Source organism: Shewanella sp. KX20019 (genome assembly GCF_016757755.1).
GTDB lineage: Bacteria > Pseudomonadota > Gammaproteobacteria > Enterobacterales > Shewanellaceae > Shewanella.
The window spans coordinates 2,429,560-2,454,340 of sequence record NZ_CP068437.1 but is presented as its reverse complement, the minus strand read 5'-3'; the positions used below and the strand labels follow the sequence as shown (position 1 = coordinate 2,454,340).

At 43.4% G+C, this 24,781-nt stretch carries 15 protein-coding genes; 10 read left to right on the top strand and 5 right to left on the bottom strand.

The genetic code is table 11. The annotated features are described in order from the left end of the window. Positions 1 to 856: 856 nt before the first annotated feature. From JK628_RS10720 to JK628_RS10710, 3 genes are read right to left on the bottom strand one after another with little or no spacing between them, the layout of a single operon-like run. The gene (locus JK628_RS10720; RefSeq protein ID WP_202289453.1) at positions 857 to 1,402 is read right to left on the bottom strand and encodes a BsuPI-related putative proteinase inhibitor; all 546 of its coding nucleotides are present in this window, start codon (positions 1,400 to 1,402) and stop codon (positions 857 to 859) included. Further along, the gene (locus JK628_RS10715) at positions 1,402 to 3,219 is read right to left on the bottom strand and encodes an AsmA family protein (RefSeq protein WP_202289452.1); all 1,818 of its coding nucleotides are present in this window, start codon (positions 3,217 to 3,219) and stop codon (positions 1,402 to 1,404) included. The genes JK628_RS10720 and JK628_RS10715 overlap by 1 nt, the downstream gene beginning before the upstream one ends. 36 nt (positions 3,220 to 3,255) lie before the next feature. Next, positions 3,256 to 3,750, bottom strand: coding sequence for a putative 4-hydroxy-4-methyl-2-oxoglutarate aldolase (locus JK628_RS10710; RefSeq protein ID WP_202289451.1), 495 nt, complete (start codon positions 3,748 to 3,750; stop codon positions 3,256 to 3,258). A gap of 188 nt (positions 3,751 to 3,938) precedes the next feature. On the opposite strand from JK628_RS10710, the gene JK628_RS10705 reads away from it, so the two are divergent. Beyond that, a complete protein-coding gene (locus JK628_RS10705; protein WP_202289450.1) occupies positions 3,939 to 4,256 on the top strand; it encodes a hypothetical protein in 318 nt (105 codons plus the stop codon). 339 nt (positions 4,257 to 4,595) lie between these two features. On the opposite strand, the gene msrQ is transcribed toward JK628_RS10705, so the two are convergent. Next, positions 4,596 to 5,255 (bottom strand): protein-methionine-sulfoxide reductase heme-binding subunit MsrQ, encoded by a 660-nt coding sequence (gene msrQ / locus JK628_RS10700; protein WP_202289449.1) that lies wholly within the window; start codon positions 5,253 to 5,255, stop codon positions 4,596 to 4,598. A 12-nt stretch (positions 5,256 to 5,267) separates the two neighbouring features. Next, a complete protein-coding gene (gene msrP / locus JK628_RS10695) occupies positions 5,268 to 6,290 on the bottom strand; it encodes a protein-methionine-sulfoxide reductase catalytic subunit MsrP (protein WP_202289448.1) in 1,023 nt (340 codons plus the stop codon). Between the two features lie 213 nt (positions 6,291 to 6,503). Here msrP and rmuC point away from each other — a divergent pair, with 213 nt between their 5' ends. The 9 genes from rmuC to recD all read left to right on the top strand — a co-directional run bounded on the left by rmuC (position 6,504) and on the right by recD (position 24,745). Then, on the top strand, positions 6,504 to 7,997 hold the full coding sequence (rmuC, locus tag JK628_RS10690; RefSeq protein WP_202289447.1) for a DNA recombination protein RmuC: 1,494 nt from the start codon (positions 6,504 to 6,506) through the stop codon (positions 7,995 to 7,997). Between the two features lie 48 nt (positions 7,998 to 8,045). After that, positions 8,046 to 9,977: a transglycosylase SLT domain-containing protein gene (locus JK628_RS10685; RefSeq protein WP_202289446.1), complete on the top strand. Its 1,932-nt coding sequence runs from the start codon at positions 8,046 to 8,048 to the stop codon at positions 9,975 to 9,977. Between the two features lie 298 nt (positions 9,978 to 10,275). After that, positions 10,276 to 10,992, top strand: a complete 717-nt coding sequence (locus JK628_RS10680) for an EAL domain-containing protein (RefSeq protein WP_202289445.1) — start codon at positions 10,276 to 10,278, stop codon at positions 10,990 to 10,992. A gap of 199 nt (positions 10,993 to 11,191) precedes the next feature. After that, positions 11,192 to 12,097: an AAA family ATPase gene (locus JK628_RS10675; RefSeq protein ID WP_202289444.1), complete on the top strand. Its 906-nt coding sequence runs from the start codon at positions 11,192 to 11,194 to the stop codon at positions 12,095 to 12,097. A gap of 57 nt (positions 12,098 to 12,154) precedes the next feature. Further along, positions 12,155 to 13,147, top strand: a complete 993-nt coding sequence (locus JK628_RS10670) for a DUF58 domain-containing protein (protein WP_202289443.1) — start codon at positions 12,155 to 12,157, stop codon at positions 13,145 to 13,147. After that, positions 13,140 to 15,242, top strand: a complete 2,103-nt coding sequence (locus JK628_RS10665; RefSeq protein ID WP_202289442.1) for a transglutaminase TgpA family protein — start codon at positions 13,140 to 13,142, stop codon at positions 15,240 to 15,242. Before JK628_RS10670 ends, JK628_RS10665 begins: the two co-directional genes overlap by 8 nt. A 59-nt stretch (positions 15,243 to 15,301) precedes the next feature. Continuing rightward, entirely contained in the window at positions 15,302 to 19,021 is a 3,720-nt protein-coding gene (gene recC / locus JK628_RS10660; protein ID WP_202289441.1) for an exodeoxyribonuclease V subunit gamma, read from the top strand. A 1-nt stretch (position 19,022) separates the two neighbouring features. Continuing rightward, the gene (recB, locus tag JK628_RS10655) at positions 19,023 to 22,754 is read left to right on the top strand and encodes an exodeoxyribonuclease V subunit beta (RefSeq protein ID WP_202289440.1); all 3,732 of its coding nucleotides are present in this window, start codon (positions 19,023 to 19,025) and stop codon (positions 22,752 to 22,754) included. Continuing rightward, positions 22,751 to 24,745: an exodeoxyribonuclease V subunit alpha gene (recD, locus tag JK628_RS10650; RefSeq protein WP_202289439.1), complete on the top strand. Its 1,995-nt coding sequence runs from the start codon at positions 22,751 to 22,753 to the stop codon at positions 24,743 to 24,745. The genes recB and recD overlap by 4 nt, the downstream gene beginning before the upstream one ends. Positions 24,746 to 24,781: the final 36 nt, after the last annotated feature.

Below are 24,781 nucleotides of genomic sequence, written 5' to 3'. Positions count from 1 at the left end.
CCGGGGCGCTGAGGGATATCCAAAAGGGGGGCAAGCGCTTTCCCCTTTTTGGTATGGTGTGGGCGAAGCGCCACGACCTTTCTTTTTATGAAAATGAAAGCGAAGCATGATAAACCTAACCAACTTTGGGGCAGAATCGAGTTACCTTTAAGCCAAAATGGTTCCAATGACCTGCGGTCAGCGCATGTGCAGACGCAACTGAGGCTCGCTTTGCGCCAGCTGACCTCCAAGGACGGAGGAAATGCCAGATTCTGTATGGGACAGAATTGGCCATGACCGCTCTGCGGTTTCATCTGACCTCCATGGATGGAGGGAATGCCATGCTCTGTATGGAACAGAATTGGCCCTGAAACCGAAGGCCTCAACTGCATCTACACTGGGTTATAAAAGCGCAAACTATCAGCATTTTAGTTCTTAATTTAAAGCAAGAAAAGTCAGCACTCTGTATAGCCAGCAGAACACACTCATCTTCCCCGTTGGAAATTTCGCTGTTTAAATTTCGCCGAGGCGCTGAGGGTTCGCCAAGGGGGACAAGCGCTTTACCCCTTGGCTCTACTCTTGATTACAAGAATGGGCGAAGCACCACGACTTTGATTTTGATTTGGAAAAACAAAAGCTGATAGAGCTAAACCGTTTTGGGGCAAAAGCTAGCCCGTAACCCTCTACCAACTCGCGTTTAGACCGATAAAAATGCCAAACTTTAATGCCAATGATTGATATTAATTGCCTGTCGACAACCGTACTCTTTTAGTACTTGTTCAACCGCGAGTTAACGCGTATAAAAATGCCGATAAACTAAGAGTTTATCGGCATGTTCAATCTAAGCCACCAGGCCCTGTTCTCGTTTCAAACTCAGTTAAAACTTATAGAGTACCGTTGCCATTGCAGGTGTTTTTGATTCAGTTGCTCGCCCTGCAAATATAGCCTTTAAGTAATAACCTTTACCTACAGCGGAAGCCACATCAGCAGCAATGCTGAATTTGACGTTTTGAGTTTTACCTGCAGGCATCACTGTTTCACGTATGGCTTGGGTAAACATCATTTCATTGGACCAAGCCCACACTTTGTTGCCAGCGGCATCCATTAGCCATAGATCAGCCGTCATACCTGAGTTAAACATTAAGGGGACACCATGAGATTGATTATTGGTGTATTGCAAAGTCACCTTCATTGGCTGCGCTGCAGCTTGCTCAACAATCAATTTAGCCTCAAACAAGCCCTGTTGGCTTAGTTTAGCCTTGACATCACTCTTATCTGCTGGCGTTACAATTACAGCTGTTACTTTAGCGCTACTGCTATTTGCTTTTGTCATATCGGCGTTCTCAACTGAAGTGGTATCGATGCCTTGCGAGCATCCTAAAGCACTCAATATCACTAAACCTAATCCTGTTTTATATAACATCAAAATCCTCCGAATTTTTTAAACAAGCTGTCTTTAAGCTTATTGGTTTCATCTTTTAACTTCGAATCTAGCAAGGCTTTGGTATCCAACGCAAATTTAGGCTTGGACATTGTGCCGCTAATCGCAAATGGGATCTCAACACCGTATAATGCATCGCGTTCATTACCGCCCTGACCTTCAAGAGAGCCCACTACAGAGGTAGTTAATTTGTAATCTAGCGCTTCGTTGATGACATTTGCAGTCCCGGCTCCAGTCAGACGTATAAGAGGTGACGCCATGTTAAGATCGGAATTTGAGACAACCCCTTTGGCCACCTTAAATGAGCCAGTCATACTGGTGAAGTCTGTCTTCTGCTCAGTAGAGTTACTCGATGACATATCGCCGCTAAGTTTGGCTTTCGCGTCTCTAATCATTTGCGGAATGTTAACACCATGAATCGCGCCATCAGCAATTTCAAACTGTCCATCCGCACTTAAGTTCTTTTTCAGATTATCAGGTAGTAAGCTCTTACCCCTACCGGCAACATTAAAGTTAGCCGTACCATCTAGCATATCAACTTCAGCGGCATCCATTAATAATGCACGTATGTCGACACCACTCAGATGTTTGTCAAACTGGTATTGCGCCACTTTATTACGACCATCCAGTTTGGCTGATGCCTTTATGCTGCCACCATACAAATTTGCCGATAACTGGCTGATATTGGCAATGCCTTGTTGCATGACCATCTTAAATCGCCAGTTTTGCGTGTTTAGATTAGCCACTTTGACTGACTTTACGCTTACGTTGACGTCTAAATCCACCGATTTCATTGCGGTCAAATCAGGTTCGACTGCAACGGCATCAGACTGACTTGTTGATGTCTCGTTTACGGCGTCCTGCCCCTGTTTGGGCAAGAAACGATCTAAATCAATATCGCCAACATCTAGCTTTGCGACCACCTTAGGCACTTTCTTGCCATAGGCAATATCAAGCTGACCAGAAGCATTAATATCAGCGGCACTAAAACTAGCTAACACTAAGCTCATTGTTTGCTTATCTAATGCCATCTCCAATGAAGTCGTAAGGTCAGCCGTTAACGAACCGTTAGGAAGACTTGTTCCAGTGATTACATTGGTCACAACAAAATCATTAATCGTCACTTGCTGTAGATCTTGAGAGACTCTTATTTGACCTTCACCACGGCTATCGACTTTGAGATCAGGCAATGATGCTGTGAGCTCATATTGTAACTTTGCGAACTCATCCAGTTGGAAACGTCCTAGCGTTAATGACTTTAAAGATAAAGATTGCTTGGTGTTAGTTTGGTGGTCAACATTACTGATTTGAGTATTAGTAATAGAGATACCACCAATATCCAATTTTGATAAAGTCGCACTAGAGCCTCCACCCTTGTTGTCTTTTGCAGGGACTGTGTCGCTCGCTTGATCAGTTAGCCCATCGAAACTGCTGCTACCATCTTTTTGCGTTTCCAGCGCCAGCGTTAAACCATCTAAGTTTAGTTGTGATATCTCAACTTCTTTGCTTAACAATGGCATTAGCGCCACTTCGGCGACAACTTCATTTACGGACACCATTGCTGAGTTTTCAAACCCTTGTGGATTTGAAAGTGTAATCCCGCCTAATTTAATCCCTAGGCTTGGGAAAAATGTCCATGTTAGATCACTGCTGATCGCCAAGTTACGACCTGTTTTTTCCTTTACTACTTCAACTATTTGTGGTTTAAAATCATTTGGGTCAAAAATCAAGGTGATATATAACGCCAACGCTGCAACTAAAGCTAAGATTGCTACAAAAAACCATTTTAAAAATTTCATGACAGATTCCATCTGAATAACAAAATGCGATTACTATTAATTTAGCACGGATAGATCTAAAGCTTGGTTAGATATTGCGATACCGTTAAGATCAGCATACAAAAATGAGTGAGGCGAAATAATGACACCGTAAATCTCTACTGCGACATTAACTTCTCCGAGACCTTTTTTAACGGTCTTTACTGGATTAACTCCGATAGCTTGTATGCCAATGTCCATGGTTTTAAGTGCAGCAACATCTCGCACACAGCCAAAAATCACAATACCTTGCCAACCGTTTTCTTCAGCATTTTTAGCGATCATGTCGCCAAGTAACGCACTGTCGGTCATCCCTTGCCCATCGACAACAAGCACCTTACCAGTACCATTTTTTGATAACGCCTCTTTAACTAACGAGTTATCCTTGAAACACTTAACAGTGACAACTTCGCCCCAAAAACAGTCTTTTTGACCAAACGACTTGAACATCGGTGGGAGTAAGGATAAATGTTCTGCGTATGAGTCAAATAAATCGGGCAATAGGTCAAGCATTAGCGGCTCCTTGCTTTACAAGCATTAAATCATATTTGCTAGATTGACAGGTCATTTGGCTAAACCCAAGTAAATAGTTATTTTTTTATACTAAAAAAGACGTTTTTCCTTTTACAGATATAGATTACAAACTATAATCTCAATCAATGTCTACTTTTGCACGAAAATCTTCCTCACTTCGGACTCCTATGAAAGAAAATCTAGATTTAGAAAACGCCATCGCTGCTTTAGACCAATACGGTTATGATAAAAAAACCAGCAGCGATCTTGAGCAAGCTCGTAATAAGCAACAAATGTTAAAATGTATTGATTCATTAGATTTTAATTTAAGACGCTTACTTATTTTACAAGAAGCTGTTACAGAACTTGTCGAAAATGAAAAGAGATTGCTTGCCCAGCAAGAAAGTATCCAAACGTATAAAACAAAAATAATAAACCTTTCTCGTCAATTCAATATATCTTACGATGACGTCATTAAAATAATGAAGCAACAAGAAACTTTATAAAATATCACTATGCTTTTAAAGCACTTATTACATATTAAATTATACAAATTCAGTAACAATGATGTCGAATCTAAGAAATTAGTGGATTAGCCTATACCATCAATGTTCGTAAAACGCCTACGGATGGGCGCTAGCGAGACTACGATGCAAAAAAATTTTACTATAGCTGTGGTTCTCCATCAAGAAGTACTCATCGAATACAATATATTGGAAATTAAATTTGGCGTAGCTCGAGTGCAAATTAGATATTAGTCAATATTTTAACAGACTTACACCCCACCTATGCGCATATAAAAGTTAGGTACTTTTAAATACCTAACCCTATTTAAACCCAATGATTTATGACTCTGAATTTACCTGACTTGCTCTTAGCCTATTTTTAATAGACAACTGTTTCCACCATCGAGAGTGTTTCAATCTTACACTCAGTAATAAACCCATAATTAAAAAATACAGTATTGGTTCAATAATCTCAGATTTTACAGACCAATAAAAATGTACCGGAATAAGTAGCGCGATGAGATAAATAGCATTATGCAATTTCTGCCAACGCTTACCCATTTTACGCATCACCGCTTTAAACGACGTTAATGCAAGTGCCGTTAGCAACAGATAAGCCGCAGCTCCCACTAGAATATAAGGACGTTTTACCACTTCTTCAAAGAAGAGCCCCCAAGCAAACAATAGGTCGAGGCTGAAAAAAGCGAGTATATGTAAGCTTGCATACGCGAATACATAAAGACCTACTAGCCGCCTCGTTTGCAACAACAATCCTTGTTTAAACTTTTTTGCAATCGGCGATATCAATAGAGTGGCAACCAATGCGTTTAGTGCACCCGTTCCCGTATAGTGGATAATATACTGTACAGGGTCGCCGCCAGCTTTATCATTTAGTACCAATAACACTAAATAGATAATAGGCAACAAGCCAATACAATGCATTAGCCCCTTAATCCAAAACAAAGCACGAGAGGTTAATCTAAATTTATTTTTATTCATCAAACCTCCCAACTAGAAATTTTTTCGTAAGTTTAAGCCATCATATAATCCAGAGACTAGATCACCATAACCATTAAAAGGCAGTGTTGGGATCCTTTTCGCTGAAAACAGGCCTCCTTCAGCAATACGTCGTTCTGAAGCTTGTGACCACCGGGGATGATCCACCTGTGGATTTACATTGGCATAAAAGCCGTACTCACTAGGGGCTAAGAGATTCCAAGACGATTTCGGTTGTTTGTCGGTAACATGAATTCGAACGATAGATTTGATGCTTTTGAATCCATACTTCCATGGCACAACTAATCTAATTGGCGCGCCATTTTGGGGGGGCAATGTTTTGCCATATAACCCTACAGACATGAAGGTCAAGTCTGTCATCGCCTCCGCTAACGTTAGCCCTTCAACATAGGGATAGTTTATCCCACCACCACTGTAACGATTCTTCTGTCCAGGCATTTGCTCGGGATCATAAAGCGTTTCAAACGCTACATGAGTTGCACTGCTTTTGACGCCGGCTTTTTTCAATAGCTTCGCCAATGAAAAGCCAACCCACGGAATAACCATTGACCATGCCTCAACGCATCGGAAATTGTAGATCCGCTCTTCCAATGGCAACATTTTTAAAATATCGTCGTAATCCAATGTTAAGGGGGTATCGACTTCGCCATCGATAACTAACTGCCAAGGGTTAACAGTTAAACCCTGAGCATTTTCTACCGGATCTGTCTTACTGGTGCCAAATTCATAAAAATTGTTATGTGATATCACCTTACTTTCAGGTGTTAGTTCACCGTAAAGAAGGTGATCGTATTCAGTCTGTTTAGCATGTGGTAGGGCAACTCGTGCAAATGCAGCCTTCTCCTCCTCACTTGAAAACAGATCAAACACGCCAGCATTGGCATGTGATGAGAGCAATGCGCCCGCACCAACAAACCCCAGCTGCTTGAGAATACGCCTTCTGTCATGGTAAACCTCTTCAGGTGTTACATCACAATCTTTAAATTTATCCCATGCAGCTTTCTTGATTATAGTCATTGGCCGCTATCCTCTATATTTGTTAATTTAAAACTCTTAAATACTCAGACCGCACTATCGTGTAAAAGATTTCGCCACCTTCATATAATTACATTTTATTAACAGCTGATTACGTCTGCAGCACTTACTTAATAGTTAATGTACTTAAGCTTGCAGTGTTTAAAGCAGCATGCCACTCTACCGTCTCATCAACCATGTTAAGAGCCTTCTCACATGCCTTTAAATATCGCTTTTTCTACACCTGAAATTATCATCATAATCGCCATCGCCTTTCTTTCTATCTTAATCGGCGCCCTGTTTAACCAACGTAAAACACGCGCTAAGTGGGAATACGTTCGTCAACAGCTTACAGATGACATTCAACAAACAAAAGTTGATCTTAATGGCGAAATATTAGAACTTAAAGAATCACTTCATCAAAAAGATTACCAATTAAATCAGTTACAAGAAAAACTAGAACTGCGCATAGAACAACTCGGAAAAGCACAAGCACAAGCAGAAAGAGCCGATGAGCTTGAACTAGCGTTAAGCGACAATCAGCGTAAACAGATGGAAACCCAACTAGCGTTGTCTAAATCAAATGCTATGCAGCAAACCATGACTGCACGTTATGATGCTGAACAGCAAGCACTTAACGACAAGATTCAATTACTAGAAGATAGCGAAATTAGGCTTAATGCTCAGTTTGAAAACCTAGCAACCAAAATATTTGAAGCGAGAAGCGAGAAACTACAGAGTCAGAATAACCAACAACTCGACAGCGTACTCGCCCCCTTTAAGCAACAGCTAGAAGGGTTTAGAGTTCAAGTACAAACCTCTTATTCTCATGAACAAAGTCAACGCAGCGCGTTAAAGCATCAACTCGACTCTTTGACCGAACTCAATCTCAAAATGAGCCAAGACGCCATTAACCTTACTAGAGCGTTAAAGGGAGATAACAAGCAACAGGGCAACTGGGGCGAGGTTATTTTAGAGCGAGTATTACAAGAAAGCGGATTACGTGAAGGTCACGAATACGACACCCAAGCGGACCTAAAAAATGAAGATGGCAAACGTTTCAAGCCAGATGTCATTGTCCACCTACCAGAAAACAAAGACGTTGTTATCGACGCCAAAATGTCACTTATTGCCTATGAGCGCTATTTTAACAGTGACGACGATGCTGTTCGTGCTCAAGCAATTAAAGAGCACATAGTATCTGTTAGGGCTCATATTAAGGGCTTAAGCCACAAGGATTATCAAAAACTTCATGGCTTAACGAGCTTAGATTACGTACTGATGTTTATTCCTCTGGAACCTGCATTTTTACTGGCATTAGAACATGATCCAAGTCTAGTTAACTACGCACTTGAAAGTAACATCATGCTGGTTAGCCCAACAAATTTATTAGTGGCACTAAGAACCATTAATAATATTTGGCGATATGAGTATCAAAATCAAAATGCTCAGTTAATAGCAAAGCAGGCGGGGAAAATATACGACAAACTATGTGGCTTCTTAGAAGACATGGAAAAAATCGGCCGCGCTATTGAATCTGTAGATAAAAATTATAGCAACGCCATGAACAAGTTAGCCTCCGGCAAAGGCAACGTGATCCGCCAAGCTCACCAGATGCAGCAACTCGGAGTCGAAACCAGTAAAAAAGTCGATACCCAGTTGCTGGATAAAGCGCTAAGCTTAGCTGAAGATGAACTCATCTCGCAGTAAGTAGAACAACATATCTGGCAATAGGGACATTGAAAGAGGGTTTAAGAGATGCACAAGCAGTTACGTGGCATTTTACTAGCGGTAATAACGTTCATCTTCTCCCCAATTGCTGCTGCAACGGCATTAACACCTGAGCAGCAACTTTACCTCGATGCAAAACAAGCACTCGATAAACAAAGACTAAATACATACCAAAAATTACGTTCTCAATTAGATGATTACCCTTTAGCCATTTATTTGGATTTTCACAACAATATCGAATCGATATTGAAACAGCCTGGCAGCAAAGCCGCAGGCTCTTTTCTGCAGTTTGACGGTAGCCCTTTGTATAATACTGCGCGTTACCGCTATCTAATCCGCAGCGGACAACAAAAGCGTTGGAATGATTTTCTCGCCGTAAGCCCCCTAAAACCTAACAACGTCTCATTACAGTGCTATTTCTTTCGTGCTCAACTACAGAAAGGTGATAAACAGCTCGCTTACAAAGGGGCAAGCGAACTGTGGCTCTATGGTCGTTCACGTCCCAAAGAGTGTGACCCGCTGTTTAGCGAGTGGAAGAAAGCCGGCTTTCAAACGCAAGAGATGATCTGGTCTAGAATGCTATTAAGCTTTGAGCAGGGTCAATATGGTCTGTTAAGCTATCTATCTAGAAAAATCACCACCAATAAAAAAGCTGCAGAACGGTTAGTCACTGTATACAAAGATCCGCGTAGCCTGCGTCATACCTCAAGATACAGTAGTAAAGCCAAGATAAATGGTACTATTGTCGATATCGGCATTAGGCGGTTAGCTAAAAAAGATCTGAAACAAGCCGTTAAATTATTTGCGAAATACCAAAAGGCGGACCGCTTTAGCGAGTACAAAGGACGGCAACTAAGCCGCTATCTCGTTCGCAGAGCATTGATTTACCAAACTGAAGAGTTAAAAAGCTTTGTCGATACTATGCTGCCGCTACTTGATCGTGACGATTTAGTTGAGATGCGACTTCGCTGGGCGCTGCGAACTAACCAGCGCTCTCAATTTGAACATTTCCTTCCTTTGCTCAGTAATGAGAAACAAAATACTGCCCGTTGGACATATTGGCGGGCAAATATTTTACAAAGTAGTGACGATAAGCAAAAGCAGCAGCAAGCAAAAACGTTATTCACAGCGCTTAGCCAACAACGTAATTTTTACGGCTTTTTAGCCGCAAATGCCATTAGTGTCCCCTTTCAGATCCAGCATAAACCAACGCCTAGCATTACTGAACGTCAACGCCAAATCGGTACAGATAAAGGGCTTGCTCGGGTCGCTGAGTTATTGGCATTAGATAAACAGTCAGATGCGCGCGCTGAATGGGTAATGCTATTAAATCGATATGATAAAGCGATGCAAAAAGAGTACGCCGTATATGCTATGACACAAAAATGGCACAGCTTAGGTGTGCAAGCGAGTATTCAGGCTAAATTATGGAACGATATGGATATGCGTTTTCCTTATGCCGCTCAAACCTCTTTTACCAGTGCCAGTAAAAAGTATCGCGTAGATATTGATGAAATACGCGCCATTGCAAGGCGTGAAAGTGCTTATTACCCCAATGCCACCTCGGGAGTGGGCGCTAGAGGCTACATGCAGCTAATGCCAGCAACGGCTAAACAAACCGCCAAAAAAGCCAAGCTTAACTATCGAGGAAAACGCAGCCTTTACGATGAAAAACTCAATATCGCCTTGGGCAGTGCTTACTATTCCAGTTTACTTAAACAGTTCGATCATAATAGAGTTTTAGCGACAGCATCCTATAACGCAGGTCCGCATAGGGTAAAGAGCTGGCTTAAAAAGAGCGATGCACAGTTAGATGCAATGAGTTTTATTGAGTCTATGCCGTTCACTGAAACAAGAGAGTATGTGCAAGCGGTGTTAAGTTATCGAATTATCTATCAAGTTAAGCAAGGTAAAACGCCGGAATTACTTTCCAAAGATGAGCTAATATACCCTTACTAAATTTAATCATGAACTGCCCAAGAGCGCTGAGTCAATTAGGTACAAGTGGCGAGTTTTATGCTTCAAACACAGCGGTTCAGCCATGGAGAAAGAGCACTCATATTCGTTTTACAGGCTAGTGCTTTAGTATTGATATCCTAGTAGAACGATAATTAGCCATTTCTTAATTAATCTTTTAAATAATTCATAAATGCCTATAAATAAGTCACTTAAGTGTAATATCTATTTCGTTTAACTCAATATGTGATAGTGTTAATCATTATCATTCCACACGAAAGAGCTATGATAGGAAATGACTATGTTTGAGCTGTCAGGACTACTTTTGAGCGCTGAGTTCCAACCGCTATTGAATCCTCACACAAAAGGGATCTATGGCTATGAAGCACTTTCTCGTTTTTATTACCCAGACGGAACAGCTATAGCCCCCAATATTGTGTTCGAAGAGTTACACGCACATCACGAGTTACTCAACAGTGTTGAAATGGCAGCTAAATATTTTCAGTTAGAACATGCACCTAACGATGGGGTGCTCTTTGTTAACATTGATCCCCACGCGATTGAATTTAATAGCACTGAAATGTTGTCTTTGCTACGGCAAAGAGACAATGTCTGTGTTGAGATTATTGAGAATACCTGTATCAATGACGCACATCTTGCTGCAAATTTTATCAAACAGTTGGTAAAAATTGATATTCCCGTTGGTTTGGATGATGTAGGAGCGCCCCACTCCATGCTTTCAATCGATCTAATGAGTCAAGTTAGCTGCTTAAAATTTGATAAATACTGGTTAGAAACAGCAAAAAACCCTCAGTATCATCATCTCATCAGCGCGCTTATAAGTTTTGCAAAAAAAACCAATAAATTGACTGTGTTAGAAGGGGTTGAAACCGAAGAGCAACTAATCTTTGCACGGGAGCTCGGAGTTGATTTAGTCCAAGGTTTTTTATTCAAGCCACAATTTATAAATGCCAAGCAGCGCGTCTTGCTCAGCCCAATGTTAGCGCAGGTAAGTTAGCCGACGGCTAGAGCCAATATCAAACAACAGCAGCTGACATAGTGACAACGCTTTAAAGTAATAATAATTTCAACACCTCGGACCGTATCAAAGTGGAAAGCGGTTCAATTTTCCATCATAGTTATGACTTGCGTATCGAATTAAATTTGCTAGATATGTCTTAGAAGCGATTCATTAAAACATCAATCAAGGGGTAACCATGCCCAATGAAAATGTGAAGATTTTGGTTAATCAGCTAGAGCAAGTATTGCTGGGTAAAAAGCATCAAATCATGCTTGCACTAACCTGTATTTTTGCCAAAGGGCACCTGCTAATTGAAGATCAACCAGGTATGGGTAAAACCAGCTTGTCACACGCCATGGCACAAAGTATGAGCTTGAGTTATCAGCGTATTCAGTTTACCAGTGACATGCTGCCAGCCGATATTCTTGGGGTGAGCATTTTTGACAAACAACAAACCAAGTTTGTGTTTCACCCTGGTCCCATTTTTAAACAGATGATCCTCGCCGATGAGATAAATCGTGCCAGTCCGAAGACACAAAGTTCACTTTTAGAAGCAATGGCTGAAAAACAGATCACCGTTGATGGGGAAACTTATCCGCTACCAACGCCTTTTTTTGTGATTGCCACTCAAAACCCAAGCGAGCAGTCAGGAACATTTCCGCTACCAGAATCACAACTCGACCGATTTATGATGCGGTTATCTATTGGTTATCCTAGCCCAGATGCTGAGATGGCCATGCTCAAAGGACAAGACTTAGATAACGTCGTACTACCACAATGCTTAAATGCGATGACGTTAAGTGAGCTACAGCAAAAGGTTGATACTGTTACTGCCTCAGATTCATTATTAAAATATATTCTGGCACTGGTTAATGTCTCCCGAGAATTAAATGAAGGCACAGGATTATCACCTCGAGCTAGCAAGGCAATCTTAAAAGCGGCTAAATCATGGGCGATGATTAACGGTCGAAACTACGTGGTGCCAGAGGATGTTCAAACCATATTCCCGCTGGTTGCTGAACATAGAATGACTCAAGCGAACCGTTTACAAGGTGATGTGATATCAAGCATTATATTGAACAAGGTCAATCCAATTCTGTAATGCGTTACGATTTTTGTTTTCTAACGCCGGTGCAGTTTATCTTTATCAAAGCCATTTATGCTAAAACACACTAGTGTAAAGCAGCGTCTGCGAAACCGTTTTAGCCGCTGGTTATCACGAAGGATCCCTGCGGCCTATAGAGTCACTTTAAGCCATAAGAGTATTTTCATCCTACCGACAGGCTTTGGATTCAGCTGGTTACTACTCATCAGCCTACTGTTTGTTTTTGGCACAAATTATCAGAACAATTTGGTCATGGGCCTTAGTTTCCTGCTATTAAGTGTATTCAATACCTGCATTATTTACAGCTATAGAAACCTTGCAGGGCTCACCCTAAGCAGTACTGTTTCACCCTCTAATACCTTCGCTGGCCAACCATGCTATATACCAGTCTTGCTTTCATCAGCAAATAACGCTTTTGAGATCCAACTTAATTTCCACGGCCATGGGAGTGAAGTCGTTAAAAAGGTAACTGACGACACCTCTGTGTCTAATTTGTGCGTAGACAGAACTCAGCGCGGTACGCTAACCCCCGGCAGAATTAAAGTTGAATCGCGCTTCCCTTTGGGCCTATGTCGGGTTTGGTCACATGTTGACTTGGATATTACTCAAGTAATTTACCCCAAACCGATTAAGAATCAGCATCCACTGAGGAGTCACCCGCAATCGAGTAATAATAGCCCCGAATTGGGTAAATTCGTTGCAGGTGTTGATGAATTTAAAGGGCTTAAACAGTACGTCAGAGGGGAGCCGCTAAAACAGATTGCTTGGAAACAATGGGCGCAAGGTCGAGGGATGTTAACCAAGGAGTTTCAACAACCGCAAGGCGCACCTTTGTGGCTAATGCTCGAGTCAGACACGCACGATCTGGAGCTAAACCTCAGTTACCTTTCTTGGCAGGCACAACAACTGAGCCAAAATCAACAAATATTCGGTTTAAGCATAGGTGCAACGATTATTGAACCAGCGCAGGGTGAGCAGCATAGAGTTAATGTACAAACTCATCTAGCGCTATATAAATGTAAGCATCAGGCAAACCCCAATGAGTAAGCAAAAACTCAAAAAGAATCACTCCAGCAGCGGATTTAGCTTATCTCGCCATACCCTAATGTGGCTGCTTATAACCAATGTCGCCATTATAACCCCTTTGTATCAACAAATTACACTTTGGTCTTTGGCTATTTGCATTATCTGCATTATCTGGCGTTTGGGGATCTATATTGGCAAGGTTGCTCGCCCTCCCCGCTGGTTAGTCACATCGCTCGGCATTGCATCAGCGATAACCTTAACCATGGTCGTTAACCAGATAGGAGCGCTAATTGCGCTCATTAATTTACTCATACTAGGTTACGCCCTCAAGTACATAGAGATGCGCAATCGCCGCGATGTTCATATCGTGGTACTTGTGGGCTATTTCCTGATTGCTTTGACCTTTATTCAGCAACAAGCTTTGTGGTCAACATTACATTTAATGCTAGTGACAGTGATTAACACCTGCGTGTTAGTCAGTCTTTATCACGATGAAGCTCGATTTCAATTCACTGCCAAGTTAGCCAGTAAAATCATCCTTCAGAGCTTACCATTAGCCATTTTGTTATTTATAGTCATTCCTCGCTTGCCTCCATTATGGATGGTGCCCTCTCAAGGCGGTGCAAAGACAGGCCTTTCAAATACCGTGAGTTTCGCAAACATTACCGAGCTCACTCGCTCAGCTGAGCTTGCTTTTAGGGCAACCTTTACCGATGGTTATAAGCCCAAAAATAAAGACTTATATTGGCGAGCTATCGTAATGGAAGATTACGACGGTCAGCAGTGGTCACAGAGCAGTTCAATATTAGCCAGTGAACGCTCTGTTTCACTATCACAACGCTCTTCACAAAACCTGCGTTTACTTGAGTTTAAAGCGAACCTAGCAAGCATCAAACAGCCCTCTCTGACCTACTCTATTATCGCAGAACCTAGCTCGCAGCAATGGCTATTTGGCCTAGATGTCGCCACCAGCCCTGAACGGGATATTGTCATGCTCGCAGATCACAGACTGTACGCTAGACAAGCGATAGAACAGCAAAAAATGTATAAACTGATATCTTATCCGACTCAAAAAATGGAACGAGTACTGCCTGCAGCGACTCATGAAATTAACGTAATACTACCAAAGAATAGCAACCCTAAAACGACTACACTTGCTGAGCAGTTCAAACAAAAGCACCCTCAGGATCTGGAACGTCTTGACGCTATGATGCACTATTTTACTGAGCAACCCTATTATTACACCTTACGGCCCCCTGCCGTCGGCCGAGAACAGATTGACGATTTTCTATTTAACAACAAAGCCGGGTTTTGCGTACATTACGCCAGCGCTTTTGCATTCATGGCCAGAGCCACTGGGATCCCCGCCAGAATAGTCTCGGGGTATCAGGGCGGTGAGTATAACGCCGCTGCAGGTTACTACAGTATTTATCAGTATATGGCACATGCTTGGGTAGAAGTGTGGTTACCCAATCAAGGGTGGACTCGATATGACCCAACGACCATGATCGCCCCCGATAGAATTGAACAAGGTTTTGATGCCTTCTTTGATCCTAGTGAAAGTTACCTCTTAGATAGTCCTTTTGGGTATTTTGGCCATAGAACCAGTGAACTATTTAATCAATTGCGGCTTAAGTTTGCCGGTATCGATTACCTCTGGAGTGTTTGGGTGCTTGGATTTGATTCCGATAAGCAGCAAGATGTATTGCAAGATCTCCTAGGTGAAGTCACCCAAACTAGACTCGCCATGCTGATACTAATCTCCCTTGCCATTATTGGCTTGGCTATCGCTTATAGTGCAGGTTTATTACAGTTTTCTCATCCTAAAGACAAGCATGTCCACGCTTATCTTTCGGTGTGTCATTTACTCGCTAGGCGAGCATTGCCTAGGCTGCCCCATGAAGGGCCTGAACATTACAATCAGCGCGTAGCACAGTCTTTTCCAACCATTGCACTGAGCTTTGATAAACTCACACGCTATTACGTCGCTATTCAATATCAGTCGTTATCAAAACCCGCTGTTAAGCGCATTTCTAGGTTACTTATCAATCAATCAAGATGGCTAAAGATTAATATCATCAAACAGAGATTGGCACTTAATAAAACAAACACATAGAATGGATAAATTCGAGTAAGGATCCGCTTAAATAAGCGCATTTTTGTCAAAGGAACGCCATGCTATATCTAGTCCAATCCAACCAAATGGAAGCTCTGTCGCAGTTATTAGCTGCAGAGTTAACCCAGCCACTGCCAGACAGTCCATTACTGATGCCAGAACATGTATTGGTTCAAAGTCCTGGCATGTCGACCTGGTTACGACTAGAAATAGCACGACAAAACAACATTGCTGCAGGCCTTGAATTTCCGCTTCCGTCGAGTTTTATCTGGCAGCTTTGCCATACCTTGCTTGATGATGTGCCAAAAGAGAATGCTTTTACTAAAGCGGCTATGACTTGGAAGTTGATGGAGCTATTGCCGTCGCTTATCGATCAAGATGACTTTACTCCTTTAGCTAACTATCTCAATAATGGTAACGAAAACCTTAACAGCCATAATGATCCCGCTCAGTGTGCAGAACCTAGTCCACTAAAGCTGTACCAACTTTGTGGCCAGATCGCTGATATCTTCGACCAATACCTCGTTTATCGACCCGATTGGATAGCAGCGTGGGAGGCCAATGAGCCAACCCTGCCCCCAAACGGTGACAAATTGAGTGATGCTCAAGCGTGGCAGCCAATACTCTGGCGTGCACTTATCGAATTTAATGCCAATACATTACATAAGAGCCAATACCACCGCGCCAATTTACATCAAGCATTGTTTGACGCATTAGATGACCCAAGTACCGTAATGGATAAGCTGCCAAGGCGCTTGTTTGTTTTTGGGATCTCTTCCATGGCGCCACAAACATTGGATGTACTGCATTATTTAGCCAAACGTATTGACGTCATCATGCTGAGTCTAAGCCCCTGCCAACATTATTGGGGGGATATCGTTGACCCTAGGCTGAGAGCGCGTATGGCTTTGCAATACGCCAATAAACAAAAGTTAGAATTAGAGTGGGAAGATAAGCTGGAAGTCGGTAATCCATTGCTTGCCAATAACGGCAAGATGGGCCGCGAACTATTAGATCTGATGCTGGAGTTACCAGAGGAACATACCGCATTTAACCTAGACTGCTACCAAGATCCAGGCACAGACTGCATGCTACATGGCGTGCAACATGATATTTTGCAGCTTAGCACTCGAGGGCAAATACTCGGTCCAGATGCTACGTTATATCTTAATCTAGACGGCAGAAGACTGTTACAACAAGACGATCAGTCTATCACTATCCGCAGTTGTCACAGCCCACTGCGGGAAGTTGAGACCTTGCATGATCATCTGCTGGAGATGTTATCTAACTCAAAAGATCACAATGGAAAACCATTAGCCCCCAAAGACATCGTCATTATGATGCCCGATGTTGCCGCGTATGCGCCCTATATCGATGCGGTGTTCAGTGCTAAGAAAGGCAGCCACTATATTCCTTACGCGATTGCAGATCGTGGTGCAGTACAAGAGTCACCACTTATTGCCAGCTTTTTACATCTACTCAATATCAATCAAAGTCGTTTTGGGCTGACTGATATTCTCAGCATACTGGAAGTCCCTAGCGTATTGAGGCGTTTTGAGCTTGATGTCGATGATTTAACCATTATTAAGCGTTGGTTAGAGCATGCTGGTGTGCGCTGGGGGCGAGATGAAACCAGCCGAGCTGAACATCAACTACCCGCTTTTGAGCAAAATGCCTGGTCACTTGGCATTAAGCGGCTAATTTTAGGCTACAGCTTTGCTGACGATGCGCCTCTTTATCAACAAACGCTCTCGGTAAACGGCATTGAAGGGCAAACAGCCCAAGCCCTCGGCAAACTGCTCGATTTTATTGAAGCCCTCGATGATGTGCATGCAGCCTTAGCGAGCAGCTGCAGCTTAAGTGAGCGTATCGCGCAACTAGAACAGCTATTAACGGAATTCTATCTTGTTGACGATGACGAACAGGTACAGCTACAAGAGATCCGTGATGCTATCGTAAAACTGAAAGAAGAGTTAACAGAATCGGGACACTGCACGCCACTTCCTATTGAGGTACTGCTTAATTGGTTCAACAGCCGCTTATCAGAATCACGGGTTGGTCAACGCTACTTGGCCGGTAGTGTTAACTTTTGTACCCTTATGCCAATGCGTTCCATCCCCTTTAAAGTCGTTTGTTTACTCGGGATGAATGATGGCGTGTACCCCCGCGTACAGCATCCTGTAGGATTTGATCTTGTGGCCCAGATGGGGCCACGCAAAGGAGACCGTTCCCGTCGATTGGATGATAGATACCTGTTCTTAGAAGCCATACTGTCTGCAAGAGAGCAGCTTTATATCAGCTACATAGGTAATAGTGAGCGCGACGATTCTGAGCGGATCCCATCGATGTTGGTCTCAGAGTTGGTCGAGTATTGTCAATTAGTCTATCTGCCCCAAGCATTATCACGGGAGGGATGGGACACTGATCATGATGGCGATAATATTCTTAATGACGACAAGGTTGTTAATGAAGACAATCAGGCCGCGGCTAAATTGGTTGAGCAGATCGAGAAAGCCATCGAGCAACAGTTAATCTGCAAACAACCGCTGCAACCTTTTGATGAGCGCCTATATCAGAGCAAGCAAAACTTAGACTCACTACCTATACAACAAAGTTATAGCGCCCAGTGGTGCCCCGTGCCTATCATCAAAGATAACAATAGCAATAAGGAAACCAGCGCTAAGGGTTTTATCAATTTACACAATCCTTTATTGAGTGCAACCGAGCCCGTTACCGATGACATTGAAGAGATAGAGCTATCGGCACTGATACGATTTTTCCGCAACCCTGCGCAGTATTTTTTCAACCGAACATTAAAAGTAGATCTGTCGATTGAGATCCGCGCCGATGATAACGATGAGCCCTTTAGCTTAAACGCATTAGAGCGCTACAAGTTACAGTCGACGTTAATTAACCATGCCATTGAGAGTCAAACAGAAACCCCAGATGAAGTGTTACTTGAACGCTTAAAAGCACAAGGCAATATTCCACTTAAACCCTTTGATAATCTGCTTTTGGGCCAATATCTACATGATATTACGCCTCTTATCGGCCGTAGCTTGTACCTAAAAGGTGAATCGAGTCAGTCAATCGACATTGGCATAGATTTACACCTAAGCAATCCTAGCGCCAATACTGATGATCAAACTGGCGTAGAATCAAGCGTTAACCCCATCAAACTGGTAGGCCGAATAGATGATTTAAGTGCCAAAGGCCTAGTCAATTATCGACCCGGCACCGCCAATGGCCGCGATTTAATAAGGGTGTATTTACGCCATCTTTGTCTGTGTGCTATGAACGGGAAAACCGACATCACACGCTTAAATCAACCCATTAATAGCTACTTGCTCGATATTGGTCATTTCCATGTTTTTGCCCCAGTTACCGCTGAGCAAGCGAGCAGTCAATTAAGCTTGTGGTTAAGCTACTTTAAAGAGGGGCAACTGCAACCACTGATGTTTATGCCACGCACCGCACTGGCTTATGTTGAAGCTGAAGGTGATCACCTTCAAAAGTTACGCGAAGCTCAACCGCAATGGTTAGATGAGCAAAGTCAATTGGGTGAGGGAATGGAACCACACTTTCAGCGTTTATATCAGTTCCCAGATGACTTTACTGAAAGCCGTTTTGCCAGTACTGCAGAGACTTTATTGTCGCCCCTGCTCAGCCTCTACCACAAGGGCAAGTTAAGTGAATTAACCACTTATGTAGAAGCTGGGATAGAGAGTGCTAATGCAAACTCAAAGACAACAAAGACCAACCTAAGTGAGGAGGGATAATATGAGCGAGCATCAAACAGACAGTACTCTCAATGACAGTACTCTCAATGACAATATTATCGCAGACAGTACCTTCACAGAGAGCATTATCACTGAGCCTCTTGATACTCTCACACTGCCCTTTGGTGGCAGCAGATTGATTGAAGCCAGTGCTGGTACCGGTAAAACCTATACCATTGCGGGCCTCTACGTGCGGCTACTGCTTGGTCACAGTATTGCTCAGGCACTGACATGTGAGCAAATTTTAGTGGTGACCTTCACCAATGCAGCAACGGGTGAACTCAGAGACCGTATACGCAAAAAAATTCAATTGGCCTATCGATGCTTTATCGGTTTGAGCGTTGATGACGAGCTTATCACCCAGCTATACAAAGCGACACCAGAGGCTGACAAAGCCATTGCACGTAAACGCTTAGATTTAGCGTTAAAGTCATTAGATGAAGCCGCTATCTATACAATTCATGGGTTTTGCCAACGTATTTTGGCTGATATGGCATTTGAATCTTCACTATTGTTTGAGTCAGAATTTACCTTAGATGATAGTGAATTCCTCCACCATGCAGTCCGCGATTTTTGGCGAGAAAAGTGTTACCCGCTGGGTGAAAGCCTAGCCGCTGTAATCCAAAAGAAGTTCGCTAACCCTGATGAACTATCTCGTCAACTCAGGCCGCTGCTAGGTGCGAGTAGCGCAATAGCCCACCCTCGCCCTACGGCCTTTGAGAAGGTTGAGGCTAACTTAGTACAAGGTTTAAGTCGCTTAAAACTTACTTGGCCAAGGGAGCGCGAGCAAACAGAAGCGCTGCTGCATGCTTTGCCACTGAGCGGCGTGCGATTTGGTAAAAAAGCCGATGGTTATCCCAAGTTGGCTAAAATGCTGGATGATCTTGATAACTGGGTGGCTTTTGGAACTGGCTTACCACCGTTGAAGGTGCTCGAATCATTATCGCTTAATGGGCTTAAATTAAATAAAGGCGGTGAGGTCCCAAGTGCTGAACAAGCACCTATTTTGGCTCATATTGAACGGTTAGCGAGCCTTATTGCTGAACTTATACCGAGCTTCCTCTATAGCGCCAGAGAAGGGATAGCTAAACGCTTTGCCCAGCAAAAGTCAGAACGTAATTTGCTAACCCCAGACGACCTGCTGCTAACATTGGCAAAGGCATTAACCGCATCGCAGCAGCAATTTCTTGCAACCTCAATTGCTAAACGTTTTCCGGTGGCACTTATTGATGAGTTTCAAGATACCGACCCATTGCAGTTTGAGATCTTCAGTCAGATCTATCAGCCAGCAGCGGTGGTCGCAACAGAGGCTCAAACAGCGGTAGAGCCAGTATCAGCAACGCAACAGCAAGAAAAAGATGAGTTAAGTTTGCTGATGATTGGCGATCCTAAGCAGGCTATTTATGCGTTTCGTGGCGCCGATATCCACACCTATATTCACGCCAGAGAGCAAACAGCCAAGCACTATAATCTTGATACTAACTACCGCTCCAACAAGCAGATGGTCGATGCCGTTAACTGTATTTTTGAGCATCGAGATGATCCTTTTATCAGCAGTTCAATCCCGTTTGAACCGGTTAAAGCCGCCAGCTTTGCAGATAAAAAAGTACTACAAGAGTCTAAAACAGACAAAAGCGCATTAAGACTAAGAATTTTAAGTGAAGATCCTGAAAAGGGCTTAAACAAAACGACTGCCAGGCAGTTACTTGCAAGCGATGTTGCCGATGAGATCACCCGCTTACTAACCGAAGCGCAGCAAGGCTTGTGTACCATTGCTGATACACCGCTAAAAGCGAAAGACATTGCCGTGTTAGTGCGCGACCGTCATGAAGCCAATGTGATTAAGCAAGCACTAGAACAACGACAGGTCGGCTCGGTATTCTTAAGTCGTGACAGCGTTTTTGACACCATTGAAGCCCGTGAAATGCTGCTGATATTATATGCCATGGCCGATCCAAAAGATGAGCGAGCACTGCGAAGCGCCTTAGCAACTTCACTGCTGGGGTATAGCGCAGAAGAGATCCATGCCTTTAACCAAGATGAAGATAAGCGCCAAGTGCAGCTGGAACAGTTTGCAGCGCTGCAACAGCAGTGGCTTAAACGCGGCATAATGCCCGCTCTTCTTAATCTTGCAGGGCAAGCCAGAGTGATTGAGCGGCTACTTATCAATAGTGAGGGGGAGCGCCGCTTAACTGATTTTAGGCACCTTGGTGAACTACTGCAGCAAAAAGCCACCGAACTTGATGGTATGAGCGCCTTGATCAACTGGTTTGAGCAAGCCCTCATTGGTAACCAAGCCAATGAAGAGTCACAACTCAAGCTCGCCAGTGAGCAAAACCTAGTGCAGATTGTCACCATCCATAAAAGTAAGGGACTCGAGTACCCGATCTGTTTTATTCCATTTGTGAGTTTAAGCCGAGGAAGCAGTAAACGTCCCGCGCCTATGCTCTATCACGAGCACAATAAATTGGTTTGGGATATTGAACAATCCGATGAAGGTTGGGAGCGACAAAAACGCGAGACATTAGCGGAAGACTTACGTTTGCTGTATGTCGCGCTGACCAGGCCCGTGCTTAAGTGTTACCTGTACATTGCCAACCATAGTCGTTTAACAAAAAGCAAAGGCATGACGAGTCAATTGAATGAGACAGCCATTGGCTACCTTCTTGGTATCGAAGGAAAGACATGCGAGTACAGCGAATTACAAAGCAAGGCTTTGCTGCTGGCGCAAAGCGATCTCAACGCCATTAGCCTAACAGAGCTTGCACCTGCAGGCTCAACGGCTTTGTCGATTGACTATTTACAGCTTCCAAGCAACACTGACGAACGAGTGGTACTTGCCCCCAAGCCGCTTAAACGTCCAGCTCAAACACCTTGGCGAGTCGGAAGTTATTCTGGACTGGTTAAGCATCTTGCCCATGAAAAGGTGCTTCCTGGTGCCGATGATGAGCAGTTCCCAGAGGTCGATATCATCGTTGATGAGATTGATCCACAAGCCTCACGTTTCACCTTTGAGCGCGGGGCTAATGCCGGTAGTTTTATGCACCTAGTGCTAGAACTAATTGATTTCACTAACGCCAGTCCAGACTTAGACGAACAATTACCCCATGCCATGAGTAAATATGGCATTGAAGAGGAATGGACAGGAGTGTTGAAGGACTGGTATATGGACCTGCTCCATGCGCCACTAGCCACCGATAACTCATTGTCTCTTGCGCAACTAACCGATCAGCAAAAATTAGTTGAAATGGAGTTTTACCTGCCGATCACTCAGCTAAACGCCTGTAAATTGAATCAATTACTAAGCGACTTTGGCTACAGTGGCGGCTTAGTATTCGATGACCTGCAAGGCATGCTCAAGGGCTTTATCGATTTAACCTTTGAGCATAACCAGCAATATTTTATTGCCGATTATAAATCTAACCATTTGGGTGATAGCCTCAATGTTTACCACTACAGCAACATGAAAAGTGCTATTCGCAGTCACCGTTATGATCTGCAATACATTATCTATACCTTAGCCCTGCACCGTTACTTGGGGCTTAGAATGTCCAATTACGATTACGACCAGCATATCGGTGGTTGTTTTTACCTTTTCTTACGAGGGATGTCTGTGAGTGAGCCTCAATCGGGTGTGTTCTACGATAAGCCACCTAAGGATCTGATTGAAAAGCTTGATCTGTTGTTTGGTACTCATAACAATCAACAACACACAGTGGAGGCTTACTCATGATAACCTCAACCCATCCGATTGAGACCTTATTAAAAGAGTGGCAAAGCGACCGGTTACTGACCTCTCTTGATAGGCATTTTGCGTTACAGATAGCACAGCTACATCAAGAGCATTCCCCCCTTTTTGTACTCATATGTGCGCTATTGAGTCAAAACCTCTCGAGCCAACATACCTGTTTGCCGCTGAGCCAGATTAATTTAGATAATCCAGTAAAAGAAAAGAATAGCCAATGTCAGATTAACTTAAGCCTAACTGATTTAGGCTCTGAGTTATTACGCTTCGATGCTATTGGCACTTCCGATGATGATGAGTTAAAGCCGTTAATTTTGGATCAAGGTAACTTGTATTTACAGCGCTATTACCACTTTGAATGCGAAGTTGCCCAGCACTTAACACGACTGTCACATGCTCCAGCACAAAATAGCTTAAAAGATAACGCACAGCTAACTCATGCTAAAACGTTACTAGAGAGTTTATTTCCTGCAAGTGAACAGCAATACGATTGGCAGAAAATATCCACCGCAACCGCATTAACCAAAAAGCTTGCCGTTATCACAGGCGGACCCGGTACAGGTAAAACCACCACAGTCACTAAGTTATTATACTTGTTAACCTCACAGACGGAGCTCACCATTCGCCTTGTTGCGCCAACAGGTAAAGCCGCTGCTCGTTTAAGTGAGTCGATTAAAGCATCGAAACAACGACTCGCCAATGAATTACAATACCTGCCTGCTGAAGACATAGCGCTAAGTATGGGACGCATACCTGAAGATGCTGCGACCTTGCACAGGTTACTCGGCGTCATTCCAAACTCGCATCAGTTTAGACACCATAAAGACAACCCTTTAAGGCTCGATCTATTGATTATCGATGAAGCATCAATGGTCGATCTGCCGATGATGCATAAATTGCTATCCGCTTTGCCCGCCAATGCCAGCATTATTTTGTTAGGCGATCAGGATCAATTAGCCTCAGTCGAAGCAGGCGCTGTGCTTGCCGATATCTGCAGTGGATTAAAAGTCAGTTTGGACAATGGCGAAAATGGCTGGCAGATGCGCTATTCAGCAGCACAAGCGCAGCTGCTAACTGAACTTACTGGTTATCCGTTAACCAATTTTGTCAGTGATAACCCACAAGTTGGTGATAGTCTTTGTATGCTGATGCACAGTCATCGGTTTCAGGGAGATGCCGGGATTGGCCAACTGGCCACCGCGGTAAATCAGGCAAACTTACCAGGTATTGCTCGAGTGTGGCAGACAGGTTATCAAGAGTTACTGTGGATTGAGCACAGCATGCAGAGCAGTGCCAACAATACGCCAAATCAAGGCTTAGAGGCGCTTCTTGAGCAATCGGTTACGCAATACAGTGCTTACCTCAATACAATTTCTACTGTGGGTGTTAGCGCTGCAGATATTATCGAGCAGTTTAACCAGTACCGGATCTTGTGTGCCATGCGCGCTGGAGAATATGGCGTTGACGGTATTAACCAAGGTGTCACACGCAGCCTTGCCGACAAAAACCTCATCAATCCAGAGCAGGAGTTTTACGCCGGTAGACCGGTGATTATCCAAAGTAATGACTACAACCTAGGACTATTTAATGGTGATATAGGCCTCATATTGCCCGATGATGCGAGTGAGTCAAAACGCTTAATGGCACACTTCATTCAAGCCGATGGGGGTCTGTTAAAGGTACTCCCCGCTCGATTGCCTAGCCATGAGACCTGCTATGCCATGACTGTACATAAGAGTCAGGGCAGCGAATTTAGCCATGTCTCATTAGTCTTACCCATTAAACCCAGCTTGGCACAGCAACAATTGTTGTCGAAAGAGCTTATCTATACTGCGATTACGAGGGCCAAACATCACTTCACCTGCCTTGGTAGCCAACGTGTATTTGAACAAGCAAGTTCGCGGTTAACCCAACGAGCTTCGGGCTTAGCGCAGCGACTATGGAACAAGCACGATAAGCTTGATAACGAACATAGTTAGCAACTGGATTAACTTTGAATACAAAAGCAGCGAATA

Bases quoted from the DNA above. Each gene is read 5' to 3' on its own strand.
- JK628_RS10710 (WP_202289451.1), bottom strand. From the start codon at position 3,750: ATGCTTGACCTATTGCCCGATTTATTTGACTCATACGCAGAACATTTA.
- recC (WP_202289441.1), top strand. From the start codon at position 15,302: ATGCTATATCTAGTCCAATCCAACCAAATGGAAGCTCTGTCGCAGTTA.
- recD (WP_202289439.1), top strand. From the start codon at position 22,751: ATGATAACCTCAACCCATCCGATTGAGACCTTATTAAAAGAGTGGCAA.
- rmuC (WP_202289447.1), top strand. From the start codon at position 6,504: ATGCCTTTAAATATCGCTTTTTCTACACCTGAAATTATCATCATAATC.
- JK628_RS10685 (WP_202289446.1), top strand. From the start codon at position 8,046: ATGCACAAGCAGTTACGTGGCATTTTACTAGCGGTAATAACGTTCATC.
- recB (WP_202289440.1), top strand. From the start codon at position 19,023: ATGAGCGAGCATCAAACAGACAGTACTCTCAATGACAGTACTCTCAAT.
- JK628_RS10715 (WP_202289452.1), bottom strand. From the start codon at position 3,219: ATGAAATTTTTAAAATGGTTTTTTGTAGCAATCTTAGCTTTAGTTGCA.
- JK628_RS10675 (WP_202289444.1), top strand. From the start codon at position 11,192: ATGCCCAATGAAAATGTGAAGATTTTGGTTAATCAGCTAGAGCAAGTA.
- JK628_RS10705 (WP_202289450.1), top strand. From the start codon at position 3,939: ATGAAAGAAAATCTAGATTTAGAAAACGCCATCGCTGCTTTAGACCAA.
- JK628_RS10680 (WP_202289445.1), top strand. From the start codon at position 10,276: ATGTTTGAGCTGTCAGGACTACTTTTGAGCGCTGAGTTCCAACCGCTA.
- JK628_RS10670 (WP_202289443.1), top strand. From the start codon at position 12,155: ATGCTAAAACACACTAGTGTAAAGCAGCGTCTGCGAAACCGTTTTAGC.
- JK628_RS10720 (WP_202289453.1), bottom strand. From the start codon at position 1,402: ATGTTATATAAAACAGGATTAGGTTTAGTGATATTGAGTGCTTTAGGA.
- msrQ (WP_202289449.1), bottom strand. From the start codon at position 5,255: ATGAATAAAAATAAATTTAGATTAACCTCTCGTGCTTTGTTTTGGATT.
- JK628_RS10665 (WP_202289442.1), top strand. From the start codon at position 13,140: ATGAGTAAGCAAAAACTCAAAAAGAATCACTCCAGCAGCGGATTTAGC.
- msrP (WP_202289448.1), bottom strand. From the start codon at position 6,290: ATGACTATAATCAAGAAAGCTGCATGGGATAAATTTAAAGATTGTGAT.